The organism is Enterobacter sp. AG326, assembly GCF_004362415.1.
GTDB classification, from domain to species: domain Bacteria; phylum Pseudomonadota; class Gammaproteobacteria; order Enterobacterales; family Enterobacteriaceae; genus Enterobacter; species Enterobacter asburiae.
Window position 1 is genome coordinate 16,988 of sequence record NZ_SNXG01000011.1, and the last position, 13,699, is coordinate 30,686.

12 protein-coding genes are annotated in these 13,699 nt (G+C 54.4%); 11 read left to right on the forward strand and 1 reads right to left on the reverse strand.

The window, feature by feature from the left end; translation table 11 throughout:
- Positions 1-6: 6 nt before the first annotated feature.
- Complete coding sequence (gene rhlB, locus DFO52_RS21250; RefSeq protein WP_023309646.1) at positions 7-1,275, reverse strand: ATP-dependent RNA helicase RhlB; 1,269 nt, start codon at positions 1,273-1,275, stop codon at positions 7-9.
- A 144-nt stretch (positions 1,276-1,419) separates the two neighbouring features.
- Here rhlB and trxA point away from each other — a divergent pair, with 144 nt between their 5' ends.
- The 11 genes from trxA to wzyE all read left to right on the forward strand — a co-directional run bounded on the left by trxA (position 1,420) and on the right by wzyE (position 13,691).
- A complete protein-coding gene (gene trxA, locus DFO52_RS21255; RefSeq protein ID WP_006179218.1) occupies positions 1,420-1,749 on the forward strand; it encodes a thioredoxin TrxA in 330 nt (109 codons plus the stop codon).
- Positions 1,750-2,094: 345 nt separating this feature from the next.
- Positions 2,095-3,354 carry a transcription termination factor Rho gene (gene rho / locus DFO52_RS21260; RefSeq protein WP_008501566.1) on the forward strand — a complete coding sequence of 420 codons (1,260 nt, stop codon included), beginning with the start codon at positions 2,095-2,097 and terminating at the stop codon, positions 3,352-3,354.
- A 241-nt stretch (positions 3,355-3,595) separates the two neighbouring features.
- Positions 3,596-4,699, forward strand: coding sequence for a UDP-N-acetylglucosamine--undecaprenyl-phosphate N-acetylglucosaminephosphotransferase (wecA, locus tag DFO52_RS21265; protein ID WP_029739567.1), 1,104 nt, complete (start codon positions 3,596-3,598; stop codon positions 4,697-4,699).
- 13 nt (positions 4,700-4,712) lie between these two features.
- Complete coding sequence (gene wzzE, locus DFO52_RS21270; RefSeq protein WP_029739566.1) at positions 4,713-5,759, forward strand: ECA polysaccharide chain length modulation protein; 1,047 nt, start codon at positions 4,713-4,715, stop codon at positions 5,757-5,759.
- Between the two features lie 56 nt (positions 5,760-5,815).
- Positions 5,816-6,946 carry a UDP-N-acetylglucosamine 2-epimerase (non-hydrolyzing) gene (wecB, locus tag DFO52_RS21275; RefSeq protein ID WP_029739565.1) on the forward strand — a complete coding sequence of 377 codons (1,131 nt, stop codon included), beginning with the start codon at positions 5,816-5,818 and terminating at the stop codon, positions 6,944-6,946.
- A complete protein-coding gene (gene wecC, locus DFO52_RS21280; protein ID WP_133551142.1) occupies positions 6,943-8,205 on the forward strand; it encodes a UDP-N-acetyl-D-mannosamine dehydrogenase in 1,263 nt (420 codons plus the stop codon). The genes wecB and wecC overlap by 4 nt, the downstream gene beginning before the upstream one ends.
- Positions 8,202-8,879, forward strand: coding sequence for a dTDP-4-amino-4,6-dideoxy-D-galactose acyltransferase (gene rffC / locus DFO52_RS21285; protein WP_047646989.1), 678 nt, complete (start codon positions 8,202-8,204; stop codon positions 8,877-8,879). The genes wecC and rffC overlap by 4 nt, the downstream gene beginning before the upstream one ends.
- Positions 8,880-8,883: 4 nt before the next feature.
- A complete protein-coding gene (rffA, locus tag DFO52_RS21290) occupies positions 8,884-10,014 on the forward strand; it encodes a dTDP-4-amino-4,6-dideoxygalactose transaminase (protein ID WP_047646990.1) in 1,131 nt (376 codons plus the stop codon).
- A 1-nt stretch (position 10,015) separates the two neighbouring features.
- On the forward strand, positions 10,016-11,266 hold the full coding sequence (wzxE, locus tag DFO52_RS21295) for a lipid III flippase WzxE (protein ID WP_133551143.1): 1,251 nt from the start codon (positions 10,016-10,018) through the stop codon (positions 11,264-11,266).
- Positions 11,263-12,342: a TDP-N-acetylfucosamine:lipid II N-acetylfucosaminyltransferase gene (locus tag DFO52_RS21300; RefSeq protein ID WP_133551144.1), complete on the forward strand. Its 1,080-nt coding sequence runs from the start codon at positions 11,263-11,265 to the stop codon at positions 12,340-12,342. The genes wzxE and DFO52_RS21300 overlap by 4 nt, the downstream gene beginning before the upstream one ends.
- On the forward strand, positions 12,339-13,691 hold the full coding sequence (wzyE, locus tag DFO52_RS21305) for an ECA oligosaccharide polymerase (protein ID WP_023309637.1): 1,353 nt from the start codon (positions 12,339-12,341) through the stop codon (positions 13,689-13,691). The genes DFO52_RS21300 and wzyE overlap by 4 nt, the downstream gene beginning before the upstream one ends.
- Positions 13,692-13,699 lie beyond the last annotated feature (8 nt).

A 13,699-nucleotide genomic window follows, 5' to 3' on the forward strand; every position in this document is an offset into this window, starting at 1 on the left:
ATTTTCTTAACCTGAACGACGACGATTACGCGGCGCGCCGCCTGAACGACGCGGACCATTGCCGGAGCGTGGGCGGGTTAGACGCTTAGGCGGCGGCAGTTCGCTCAACAGCGCTTCCGGATTGTATTTGCTCTGCGGAATAGAGTGACCGATATACGTCTCAATGGCCGGGAGATTCAGCGCATACTCTTCACACGCAAGGCTAATCGAGTGACCGCTTGCGCCCGCACGACCGGTACGACCGATACGGTGTACGTAGTCTTCGCAGTCGTCTGGCAGATCGTAGTTAAAGACGTGCGTCACGGCCGGAATGTGCAGACCACGAGCCGCTACGTCGGTTGCGACCAGAATATCAAGATCGCCACGGGTAAACTCTTCCAGAATACGCAGGCGTTTTTTCTGCGCCACGTCGCCGGTCAGCAGACCAACACGGTGACCGTCTGCAGCCAGATGGCCCCAGATGTCTTCACAACGGTGTTTGGTGTTCGCAAAGATAATGGCGCGATCTGGCCACTCTTCTTCAATCAGAGTTTGCAGCAGACGCATTTTCTCTTCATTGGAAGGATAGAAGAGCTCTTCTTTAATGCGGTGACCCGTTTTCTGCTCCGGTTCCACTTCTACATATTCGGCGTTGTTCATCTGTTCGAACGCCAGCTCGCGTACGCGATAAGAAAGGGTAGCGGAGAACAACATGTTCAGACGCTGATTGGCCGGCGGCATGCGGCGGAACAGCCAACGAATGTCTTTAATGAAGCCCAGATCGTACATGCGGTCAGCTTCATCGAGCACCACAACCTGGATTGCGCCGAGGTTAATGTGGTTCTGTTTGGCGTAATCGATAAGACGGCCGGTGGTACCGATCAGGATATCCACACCGCTTTCCAGCACTTTCAGCTGTTTATCGTAGCCGTCGCCGCCATAGGCCAGGCCAAGCTTCAGTCCGGTAGACTGCGCCAGGGGTTCAGCGTCTGCGTGGATCTGTACCGCAAGTTCTCGCGTCGGGGCCATAATTAGCGCGCGCGGCTGGTTAACTTTGCGGTCTGCAATCGCTGGGTGAGAAAGTAAATAATGAAACGTTGACGTTAAAAACGCCATCGTTTTGCCGGTACCGGTTTGCGCCTGCCCGGCAACATCGCGACCGGCCAGCGTCAGCGGCAGCGCGAGGGCCTGAATGGGCGTGCAGTTATGAAACCCTTTATTTTCAAGGGCTTCAATCACCTTCGGGTGCAGCGCGAAGTCGGAAAACTTCTGTTCTGTTAAATGTGTTTTGCTCATAGTGTGGTAGAATATCAGCTTACTATTGCTTTACGAAAGCGTATCCGGTGAAATAAAGTCAACCTTTAGTTGGTTAATGCGACATCAACACGTCGTTGGTGGAGACAAAACCAACGTACCAGGCTTATTCCTGTGGAGTTATATATGAGCGATAAAATTATTCACCTGACTGACGACAGTTTTGACACGGACGTACTTAAGGCTGACGGGCTGATCCTCGTCGATTTCTGGGCTGAATGGTGTGGTCCTTGCAAAATGATCGCCCCGATTCTGGATGAGATCGCCGACGAATATCAGGGCAAACTGACCGTTGCCAAGCTGAACATCGACCAGAACCCGGGCACCGCACCAAAATACGGTATCCGTGGCATCCCAACCCTTCTGCTGTTCAAAAACGGCGAAGTGGCAGCGACCAAAGTGGGCGCGCTGTCCAAAGGTCAACTGAAAGAGTTCCTGGACGCTAACCTGGCGTAAGGTTTCTCCGCTGTGCGTTCAGAGCTCCCGGCTAAATGATGTGGAACTCTGGACGCCCGGCTGAAGTCGTGCTAAGTTAGCTATGACTTCGTTTTAAACATATCTTGTTGTTTGAATCTTGTTTTACCCGATACTTCCCGTTGTTAACATGAACAGTGCGTGAAGTGGCTAAATTCCGGGCTTGTCACTCAATCCGTCTTGTCGTTTCAGTTCTGCGTTCTTTCCCTGTGACCAGACAGCGAACAGACATGAGTTGATGGCCGCTAAACAGGCATGGATGACCCTGCCATACCATTCACAACATTAAGTTCGAGAATCACCCCGAGTTTAAGAACCCACACCATTATGAATCTTACCGAATTAAAGAATACGCCGGTTTCTGAGCTGATCACTCTCGGCGAAAATATGGGGCTGGAAAACCAGGCTCGTATGCGCAAGCAGGACATCATTTTCGCCATCCTGAAGCAGCACGCTAAGAGTGGCGAAGATATCTTTGGCGACGGTGTGCTGGAGATATTGCAAGACGGATTTGGTTTCCTCCGCTCTGCAGACAGCTCCTACCTCGCCGGCCCTGACGACATCTACGTATCCCCCAGCCAAATCCGCCGTTTCAACCTCCGCACTGGTGACACCATTTCAGGTAAGATTCGTCCTCCTAAAGAGGGTGAACGCTACTTTGCGCTGTTGAAAGTCAATGAAGTTAACTTCGACAAACCGGAAAACTCGCGTAATAAGATCCTCTTCGAGAACTTAACGCCGCTGCACGCGAACTCTCGCCTGCGCATGGAGCGTGGTAACGGTTCTACTGAAGACTTAACCGCGCGTGTTCTGGATCTGGCATCACCAATTGGTCGCGGCCAGCGTGGTCTGATTGTAGCACCGCCAAAAGCGGGTAAAACCATGCTGCTGCAGAACATCGCGCAGAGCATTGCCTATAATCATCCAGACTGCGTGCTGATGGTGCTGCTGATTGACGAACGTCCGGAAGAAGTGACCGAGATGCAGCGTCTGGTTAAAGGTGAAGTGGTTGCTTCTACCTTCGACGAGCCAGCATCTCGCCACGTTCAGGTTGCGGAAATGGTTATCGAGAAGGCGAAACGCCTGGTTGAGCACAAGAAAGACGTGATCATCCTGCTTGACTCCATCACCCGTCTGGCGCGTGCCTATAACACCGTGGTTCCAGCTTCCGGTAAAGTGCTGACCGGTGGTGTGGATGCTAACGCCCTGCATCGTCCGAAACGCTTCTTCGGTGCCGCACGTAACGTGGAAGAGGGCGGTAGCCTGACCATCATCGCGACGGCGCTGATCGATACCGGTTCTAAAATGGACGAAGTGATTTACGAAGAATTTAAAGGTACAGGTAACATGGAACTGCACCTTTCTCGTAAAATCGCTGAAAAACGCGTCTTCCCTGCTATTGATTACAACCGTTCCGGTACCCGTAAAGAAGAGCTGCTGACCACGCAGGAAGAGCTGCAGAAAATGTGGATCCTGCGCAAAATCATCCATCCAATGGGTGAAATTGACGCGATGGAGTTCCTCATTAATAAACTGGCGATGACCAAAACCAACGACGATTTCTTCGACATGATGAAGCGCTCGTAACGCAAATAAAGCCAGCGAACGCCACGTTTTTACGTGGCGTTTTCCTTTTATGGACTATACGCTAGTACCACCAACTCCCAATTTTGACTGGTCAGTGCGACAATAAGATAATTCGCACAGTAAAAACATTAATAGCTTGAATAATAAACAAATGGAATTGTAAGAGGTTTGCTTTATAACTTCAGGCTCAGCGCCTTGATGGTTATACTTCCTTGACTAACATTTGTTGAGAACATCCATTGTGAACCTACTTGATACGTTTACTGAACTAACCAGTATTTTCTTGTTTACCACCTGCTTTTTGTTTCTGGCACGTAAGGTGGCGAAATATCTGGGGTTAGTGGATAAACCCAACTTCCGTAAGCGTCATCAAGGTATGATTCCTTTGGTCGGCGGTATCTCTGTTTTCGCGGGGATCTGCTTCACGTTTGCCATCGCGGATTACTATATTCCACATGCCAGGCTGTACCTGACCTGTGCGACAGTGCTTGTGGTGGTTGGCGCTCTTGACGACCGTTATGATATTAGCGTTAAAATCCGCGCCTTCGTTCAGGCTGCTGTAGCTATCGCTATGATGGTGTTCGCTAAGCTGCACTTGAGTAGCCTGGGCTATATTTTTGGCTCCTGGGAGATGGAACTCGGTCCGTTCGGTTATTTCCTGACACTTTTTGCCGTGTGGGTGGCAATTAACGCGTTCAACATGGTTGACGGTATCGATGGTTTATTGGGAGGCTTGTCCTGCGTCTCATTTGCCGCAATTGGTTTCATTTTATGGTTCGATGGGCAATATAGCCTTGCTATGTGGTGTTTTGCCATGATTGCGGCCATCCTGCCTTATATCCTGTTGAATCTCGGCGCATTGGGCCGGCGCTATAAAGTATTCATGGGTGATGCGGGTAGCACACTTATCGGCTTTACTATCATTTGGATCTTGCTGGAAACCACTCAGGGTGATGTACACCCCATTAGCCCAGTAACGGCATTATGGATTATCGCTATCCCGTTAATGGACATGGTTGCGATTATGTATCGCCGCCTGCGTAAAGGGATGAGTCCTTTCTCTGCTGACCGTCAGCACATTCATCATTTGATCATGCGAGCCGGATTCACTTCCCGGCAAGCATTTGTGCTTATTACGCTGGCGGCTGCTATTCTAGCGGGGATTGGCGTGACGGCGGAATATACACATTTTGTGCCCGAATGGGCTATGTTGGTATTGTTCTTGCTAGCTTTTTCTCTCTACGGCTACTGCATCAAGCGTGCATGGAAGGTAGCACGCTTCATTAAACGTATTAAGCGCAGGATGCGTCGTAACAGTGGCAAACATACAACATTAACTAAGTAAAACCGGGACTATGATGACTCAACCGTTGGCGGGAGCGAAATCAGTGGTAACAGAGAATGAGCTGGATATTCGGGGTTTGTTTCGCGTGTTATGGGCAGGCAAACTTTGGATTGCGGGGATCGCGCTGGGGTTTGCCCTGTTAGCGCTGGCCTATACGTTCTTTGCAAAGCAAGAGTGGAGCGCCACGGCAATCACAGACAAGCCAACGGTTAACATGCTCGGGGGATACTATTCCCAGCAGCAATTCCTGCGTAACCTGGACATCAAAGCCAGTCTTGCTACGCCAGACCAGGCTTCCGTTATGGATGAAGCCTATAAAGAGTTTGTGATGCAGCTGGCCTCGTGGGATACCCGCCGCGATTTCTGGTCCCAGACGGATTACTACAAGCAGCGCCGGGTTGATAATACAAAAGCCGATGCCGCCCTGCTGGACGATCTGATTAACAATATTCAGTTTATGCCGGGCGACGCGCTGCGTAGCGTGAATGACAGCGTCAAGCTGATTGCAGAAACCGCGCCGGATGCCAACAACCTGTTGCGTCAGTATGTCGCATTTGCCAGCCAGCGTGCCGCAAGCCATCTTAACGAAGAGCTTAAAGGTGCCTGGGCGGCTCGTACAATCCAGATGAAAGCCCAGGTGAAACGTCAGGAAGAGGTGGCGAATACCATTTTCGGTCGCCGCGTGCATAACATTGAGCAGGCGCTGAAAATTGCGGAACAGCACAATATTTCCCGTACTGAGACGGACGTGCCGGCCGATGAGCTGCCTGATTCAGAAATGTTCCTTCTTGGCCGCCCCATGCTGCAGGCGCGTCTGGAAAACCTGAAGGCCGTCGGGCCTGATTTTGACCTCGATTACGATCAAAATCGCGCGATGCTCAATACGCTTAATGTCGGCCCATCCCTGGACCCGCGTTTTCAGACCTATCGTTATTTGCGAACGCCTGAAGAACCTGTAAAACGCGACAGTCCGCGCCGCGCATTCCTGATGATCATGTGGGGGATTGTGGGCGCACTGACGGGCGCTGGCGTGGCGTTAGCGCGTCGCCGCAAAAACTAAGAACGCCGTTTACGATGAAGGCTATGGCCTTCATCGCCTAATCGAAGAGAATCGATGTGAAAGTACTTACCGTATTTGGCACCAGGCCGGAGGCCATTAAGATGGCGCCTCTGGTTCATGCGCTGGCCAGCGATCCTGATATTGAAGCGAAAGTCTGCGTTACGGCACAGCACCGTGAGATGCTCGACCAGGTTTTAACGCTCTTTTCCATCGCCCCGGATTACGACCTTAATATTATGAAACCAGGGCAAGGCTTGACCGAAATAACCTGCCGCATACTGCAAGATCTCAAGCCGATCCTGGAGTCATTTAAGCCCGACGTCGTGCTGGTACACGGTGACACCACCACAACCGTGGCGACAAGCCTGGCCGCGTTTTACCAGCGAATTCCCGTGGGGCATGTTGAGGCGGGTCTGCGTACCGGCAATCTTTATTCGCCGTGGCCGGAGGAGGCCAACCGCACGTTAACGGGTCATCTGGCGATGTACCACTTTGCGCCAACGGAAAACTCTCGTCAGAACCTGCTGCGTGAAAATATCGCCGATAACAAAATCTTTGTGACCGGCAATACGGTCATTGACGCGTTAATTTGGGTACGTGACCGCGTCCTGGCAAACAGCGATCTTCAGAAAGAGCTCGCTGCACGCTATCCGTTCCTTCACAACGGTAAAAAAACCATTCTGGTCACTGGCCACCGTCGCGAGAGCTTTGGCCGGGGTTTTGAGCAAATCTGTCACGCGCTGGCTGAAATCGCCGCGCAGAATGACGATGTGCAAATTGTCTATCCAGTACACCTTAACCCTAACGTCAGCGAGCCGGTTAACCGGATCCTGGGCCATGTCGAAAATGTCCTTCTGATTGAACCTCAGGACTACATGCCGTTTGTCTGGCTGATGAACCACGCCTGGCTGATCCTCACCGATTCCGGCGGCATTCAGGAAGAAGCGCCATCCCTCGGCAAACCGGTACTGGTGATGCGTGAAACGACCGAACGTCCGGAAGCCGTCAAAGCCGGTACGGTGCGTCTGGTCGGCACCAACGCGCAGCTCATCGTCGAAGAGGTCACGCGCCTGCTGCATGACGATGAAGCGTATCAGGCGATGAGTCGGGCCCATAATCCGTATGGAGACGGGCAGGCTTGTGGCCGTATCTTGCATGCACTTAAACACAATCGGGTATCGCTATGAGTTTTACTACCATCTCTGTCATTGGTCTTGGCTACATTGGCTTGCCTACTGCGGCCGCGTTTGCCTCTCGTCAGAAACAGGTTGTTGGTGTGGATATCAACGCACGGGCGGTAGAAACCATTAACCGTGGCGAGATTCATATTGTGGAGCCCGATCTTGACCGCGTGGTGAAAGAGGCGGTGGAGGGGGGCTTCCTGCGTGCCAGCACGAGCCCAGTTGAAGCGGATGCCTACCTGATTGCCGTCCCTACCCCGTTTAAAGGTGACCACGAGCCCGACATGGCATTCGTCGAGGCGGCGGCAAAATCCATAGCGCCTGTGCTGAAGAAAGGAGCGCTGGTGATCCTGGAATCGACCTCTCCGGTCGGCGCTACCGAGCAGATGGCACAGTGGCTGGCTGATGCGCGTCCTGATTTAAGCTTCCCGCAGCAGGCGGGGGAGCAGGCGGATATCAACATCGCCTACTGTCCGGAGCGCGTGCTGCCGGGCCAGGTGATGGTCGAACTGATTAAAAACGACCGCGTCATTGGCGGTATGACGCCCGTCTGTTCCGAACGTGCCAGCGCGCTGTACAAGATTTTCCTGGAAGGCGAGTGCGTGGTGACCAATTCCCGCACCGCCGAGATGTGCAAGCTGACGGAGAACAGCTTCCGCGACGTCAATATCGCCTTTGCGAACGAACTGTCCCTGATCTGCGCCGACCAGGGGATTAACGTCTGGGAGTTGATTAGCCTGGCGAATCGCCATCCTCGCGTGAACATTCTCCAGCCAGGCCCGGGCGTGGGTGGACACTGTATCGCCGTCGATCCGTGGTTTATCGTGGCGCAGAATCCGGCGCAAGCGCGTCTGATTCGTACCGCGCGTGAAGTGAATGACAGCAAGCCTCACTGGGTGCTCAATCAGGTTAAAGCGACGGTAGCGGATTGCCTGGCAGAGAGCGGCAAGCGCGCCAGCGAGCTGAAAATTGCCTGCTTTGGTCTGGCATTTAAACCCAATATTGACGATCTGCGTGAAAGCCCGGCGATGGAAATTGCCGAGATGATTGCCGAATGGCACAAGGGTGAAACGCTGGTGGTTGAGCCGAATATCCATGAATTACCGGCAAAACTGGCGGGACACTGCACGCTGACGGCGCTGGACGACGCGCTGGCGACGGCGGACGTGCTGGTGCTGCTGGTAGATCATAAAGAATTTAAAGCGACGTCCGGCGATGCTGTTCGTCAGCAGTATATTGTGGATACCAAAGGTGTCTGGCGTTGAACAGCCTGAATGGGGTGCTTGAGTCCCTGCAGTGGGAGAGTGCCTTTTTCGGCCTGCCGTCGGCCATCGTACGTCTGCGCGATGATGCGCCGGTGCTGGCTGAATCAGATTTTATCGCCTGGCAAAGGGTGCAGGCTAAGATCCCGGCGGAGCGCGCCGATCTGCTTGACGCGCTCCAGCAGTACGGCTTTCAGCTGGTTGAAGGTGAGGTAGACCTTTCCATTACCCTTATCCGGCACGATGCGTCCGGCGCGGAAGTTGCAAACGAACAGGACATCCCCGTGCTGCGTCAGATGGCGGCCCAGGCATTTGCGCAGAGCCGCTTTCGTGCGCCCTGGTATGCACCTGACGATAGCGGACGTTTCTATGCCCAGTGGATAGAGAATGCAGTCAAAGGCACCTTTGACCACGTCTGCCTGGTTTTCCGTGCAGGGGACGGTCAAATCCAGGGGTTCGTCTCGCTGCGTAAGCTCAACGAGCGCGAGGCGCGTATTGGCTTATTAGCCGGGCGCGGCATGGGTGAGAAACTCATGCAGGCGGCGCTGCACTGGGCGCAGCAGCAACAGCTTGTGACGCTGCGGGTCGCGACCCAACTGGGCAACACCGCCGCGCTTAAACGTTATATTGCGAGTGGTGCCAACATCGACGCCACCGCCTACTGGTTATACAGGTGACAAGATGATTCCATTTAACGCACCACCCGTTGTCGGAACTGAACTTGACTATATGCAGTCTGCCATGGGCAGCGGCAAACTCTGTGGTGACGGCGGTTTTACCCGTCGCTGTCAGCAGTGGATGGAACAGCGTTTTCGCAGCGCCAAAGTGCTGCTGACCCCGTCCTGCACGGCATCGCTGGAAATGGCGGCACTGTTGCTGGATATCCAGCCCGGTGATGAAGTGATTATGCCGAGCTATACCTTCGTTTCCACCGCGAACGCCTTTGTGCTGCGCGGAGCGAAAATCGTCTTTGTGGATATCCGTCCGGATACCATGAACATTGATGAGACGCTGATTGAAGCGGCGATCACTGACAAAACGCGCGCGATCGTGCCGGTTCACTACGCGGGCGTGGCCTGTGAAATGGACACCATCATGGCCATCGCCAAAAAACATAATCTGTTCGTGGTGGAAGATGCCGCGCAGGGCGTGATGTCCACCTACAAGGGACGCGCGCTGGGCACTATCGGCCACATTGGCTGCTTTAGCTTCCACGAAACCAAAAACTACACGGCGGGCGGAGAAGGTGGCGCGACGCTGATTAACGACCGGGCTCTCGTGGAGCGGGCGGAAGTGATCCGCGAAAAAGGCACTAACCGCAGCCAGTTCTTCCGGGGTCAGGTAGATAAATACACCTGGCGCGACATCGGTTCCAGCTATCTGATGGCGGATCTGCAGGCGGCATATCTGTGGGCGCAGCTGGAAGCGGCGGAACGTATCAACCTTCAGCGTCTTTCCCTGTGGCAAACGTATTACGATGCGCTTGAGCCGCTCGCCAAAGCCGGGCGTATTGAGCTGCCAACCATCCCGGCGGATTGCGTCCACAATGCGCATATGTTCTACATCAAGCTGCGCGATAACGACGACCGCGGCGAGCTCATCGCCTGGCTGAAAGAGGCCGAGATTATGGCGGTGTTCCACTATATCCCGCTGCACTCCAGCCCGGCCGGCGAAGCGTTTGGCACGTTCGCGGGTGAAGATCGTTACACCACGAAAGAAAGTGAGCGTTTGCTTCGCCTGCCACTGTTCTACAACCTCGCGCCTGTTAACCAGCGTACGGTGATTAATACCCTTCTGAGTTATTTCGGCTGATATGTCTCTGGCAAAAGCATCGGTGTGGACCGCCGCGTCCACGCTTGTAAAAATTGGCGCCGGGCTACTGGTCGTCAAGCTGTTGGCCGTCTCATTTGGCCCCTCTGGCGTGGGGCTGGCGGGTAATTTCCGCCAGCTCGTTACCGTCCTTGGGGTGCTGGCCGGCGCCGGTATTTTCAACGGCGTCACCAAATACGTTGCGCAGTATCACGATGATGCGGCTCAGCTGCGCAGGGTGGTGGGCACCTCTTCGGCGATGGTCACGGGTTTTTCGACCCTGATGGCGGTTGTCTTTCTGCTGGCGGCGGCGCCCATCAGCCAGGGATTGTTCGGGCACACCCATTATGAGGGGCTGGTGCGTCTGGTCGCGTTGGTTCAGATGGGCATTGCCTGGGCAAACCTGCTGCTGGCGCTGATGAAAGGTTTTCGTGATGCCGCCGGGAACGCGCTTGCCTTAATCCTGGGCAGCGTCATCGGCGTGATTGCCTATTACTTCTGCTATCGCCTTGGCGGCTATGAAGGCGCACTGCTGGGGCTGGCGCTGGTCCCGGCCCTGGTTGTTGTGCCTGCGGCATTTATGCTGATGCGTCGGGGCGTCATCCCTTTGAGCTACCTGAAACCGCAATGGGACACGATGCTTGCCAGCCAGCTGGGTAAATTTACCCTGATGGCGCTCATCACCTCCGTCACGCTGCCGGTGGCCTACGTGATGATGCGAAACCTGCTGGCGGCGCATTATAGCTGGGATGAAGTGGGGATCTGGCAGGGCGTAAGCAGTATTTCCGACGCCTATCTCCAGTTTATTACGGCTTCCTTTAGCGTTTACCTGCTGCCAACCTTATCGCGTCTGACGTCCAGACAGGATATTACCCGTGAGATTTTCCGATCGCTGCGCTTTGTGCTGCCGGCCGTCGCGGCGGCCAGCTTTACCGTCTGGTTACTGCGCGATGTTGCCATCTGGCTGCTGTTCTCGGCGAAGTTCACCGCCATGCGCGATCTCTTTGCCTGGCAGCTGGTGGGTGATGTGCTGAAAGTGGGTGCTTACGTTTTTGGCTATCTGGTGATTGCAAAAGCGTCCCTGCGGCTGTATATCCTGGCGGAAATTAGCCAGTTTGCGTTACTGACAGCATTTTCACACTGGCTGATACCCGTGCACGGTGCGCTGGGGGCGGCTCAGGCCTACATGGCAACCTATATCGTTTATTTCGCTGCCTGTTGCGGCGTATTTTTATTGTGGCATAAACGCGCATGACTGCACTGATTCACATCCTGGGATCGGATATCCCACACCATAACCAGACCGTTTTGCGGTTCTTCAACGACGAGCTGGCATCGGGTAACCCTGATGCGCGTGAGTTTATGGTTGCAGGTCAGGATAAGGGCCTGAGCGAGGCGTTTCCGGCGCTGACGATTCGCTTCTGGCCGGATAAGGCCGCGCTGGCGAAGGCGGTTGTTGCCAAAGCCAAAGCGGATCGTAAGCAACGTTTCTTTTTCCACGGGCAGTTCAATACCGGCCTGTGGCTGGCACTGCTCAGCGGGGGGATTACACCCTCCCAGTGCAGCTGGCATATCTGGGGAGCCGATCTCTACGAAGTCTCCCGCGGCTGGAAATTCCGTCTTTTCTATCCGCTGCGGCGCATGGCGCAGGGGCGCGTAGGCTGTGTGTTTGCCACCCGAGGCGATCTCAACTATTTTGCTAAACAGCACCCGAACGTGCGCGGAGAACTACTCTATTTCCCAACCCGCATGGATCCGGCGCTGAACGCCATGGCGAATGACGCGGTGCGTGAAGGCAAGCTGACGATCCTGGTGGGGAATTCCGGCGATCGCAGTAACGAACACGTCGCGGCGCTGAGGGCTGTGCATCAGCAGTTTGGCGACACGGTGAACGTGGTGGTGCCGATGGGCTATCCCACCAACAACGACGCCTATATTGCTGACGTTCGCCAACAAGGGCTTGCGCTGTTTAGTGCAGAAAATCTGCACATCCTCAGCGATAAGCTGGAATTTGATGAGTATCTTGCGCTGCTGAGAAAATGCGATCTCGGCTATTTCATCTTCGCCCGACAGCAGGGAATCGGCACGCTATGTCTGCTGATTCAGGCGGGTGTACCGTGCGTGCTCAACCGCGACAACCCGTTCTGGCAGGACATGGCCGAGCAGCATATTCCGGTGCTGTTTACCTCTGACACGCTGAATGTCGAGGTGGTACGGGAAGCCCAACGCCAGCTCACGCTGGTGGATAAGAATAGCATCGATTTTTTCAGCCCGAATTATCTCACGCCGTGGCACCGCGCGCTGAGTATCGCTTCAGGAGACAAAGCATGAGTCAGTTGCAATTCAGCGGCTTACTGGTTGTCTGGCTTCTGAGCACCCTGTTTATTGCCACGCTTACCTGGTTTGAATTCCGCCGGGTGCGTTTCAACTTTAACGTTTTCTTCTCGTTACTGTTTCTGCTGACCTTCTTTTTCGGCTTCCCGCTGACCAGTATTCTGGTCTTCCGTTTTGACGTGAGCGTCGCGCCGCCGGAAATCCTGCTCCAGGCGCTTCTGGCGGCAACCTGCTTCTATGCCGTCTACTACGTCACCTATAAAACGCGTCTGCGTTCAGCGCAGGCTGCTGCCCCGCGCCGGCCGCTTTTTACCATGAATCGGGTGGAAACCCACCTGACGTGGGTGATGCTGATGACCATCGCCCTGGTCAGCGTCGGTATCTTCTTCATGCATAACGGCTTTCTGCTGTTTAAGCTCCACTCCTACAGCCAGATTTTTTCGGCCGAAGTCTCGGGCGTGGCGCTTAAGCGTTTCTTCTACTTCTTCATTCCGGCGATGCTGGTGGTCTTTTTCCTGCGCCAGGACAGCAAAGCGTGGCTGTTCTTTCTGGTCAGCACCGTCGCGTTTGGCATTCTGACCTACATGATTGTGGGCGGCACGCGCGCGAACATTATCATCGCCTTCGCCATCTTCCTGTTTATCGGCATCATCCGCGGCTGGATCTCGCTGTGGATGCTGGTTGCAGCAGGCGTGTTTGGCATTGTCGGGATGTTCTGGCTGGCGCTGAAACGCTACGGGATGAACGTGGCGGGCGATGAGGCGTTTTACACGTTCCTCTACCTGACGCGCGATACCTTCTCGCCGTGGGAAAACCTGGCATTGCTGCTGCAAAACTACGACAAGATTGATTTCCAGGGGCTGGCGCCGATTGTTCGCGACTTCTACGTCTTTATCCCTTCCTGGCTATGGCCGGACCGGCCTGGCGTGGTGCTTAACACGGCAAATTACTTTACCTGGGAAGTGCTGAACAACCATTCCGGTCTGGCAATCTCGCCAACGCTGATTGGTTCCCTGGTGGTGATGGGGGGCGCGTGGTTCATTCTGCCCGGTGCAGTTGCCGTTGGGCTGATTATCAAGTGGTTTGACTGGCTTTATCTGCGCGGCAACGAAGAGACCAACCGCTATAAAGCCGCCATTTTGCACAGTTTCTGCTTTGGTGCCATTTTCAATATGATCGTTCTGGCGCGCGAAGGGCTGGACTCGTTCGTTTCGCGCGTGGTGTTCTTCATGGTCGTGTTCGGCCTCTGCCTGTTGCTGGCCAAACTGTTGTACTGGCTGTTTGACAGCGCAGGACTTGTGCACAAGCGCGAGCGGCAGGGCAGCACAACGCTGTCGCAAGTCTGAGTAAGGAT

Bases quoted from the DNA above. Each gene is read 5' to 3' on its own strand.
- rhlB (WP_023309646.1), bottom strand. From the start codon at position 1,275: ATGAGCAAAACACATTTAACAGAACAGAAGTTTTCCGACTTCGCGCTG.
- trxA (WP_006179218.1), top strand. From the start codon at position 1,420: ATGAGCGATAAAATTATTCACCTGACTGACGACAGTTTTGACACGGAC.
- rho (WP_008501566.1), top strand. From the start codon at position 2,095: ATGAATCTTACCGAATTAAAGAATACGCCGGTTTCTGAGCTGATCACT.
- wzzE (WP_029739566.1), top strand. From the start codon at position 4,713: ATGACTCAACCGTTGGCGGGAGCGAAATCAGTGGTAACAGAGAATGAG.
- wecC (WP_133551142.1), top strand. From the start codon at position 6,943: ATGAGTTTTACTACCATCTCTGTCATTGGTCTTGGCTACATTGGCTTG.
- rffA (WP_047646990.1), top strand. From the start codon at position 8,884: ATGATTCCATTTAACGCACCACCCGTTGTCGGAACTGAACTTGACTAT.
- wzxE (WP_133551143.1), top strand. From the start codon at position 10,016: ATGTCTCTGGCAAAAGCATCGGTGTGGACCGCCGCGTCCACGCTTGTA.
- DFO52_RS21300 (WP_133551144.1), top strand. From the start codon at position 11,263: ATGACTGCACTGATTCACATCCTGGGATCGGATATCCCACACCATAAC.
- wzyE (WP_023309637.1), top strand. From the start codon at position 12,339: ATGAGTCAGTTGCAATTCAGCGGCTTACTGGTTGTCTGGCTTCTGAGC.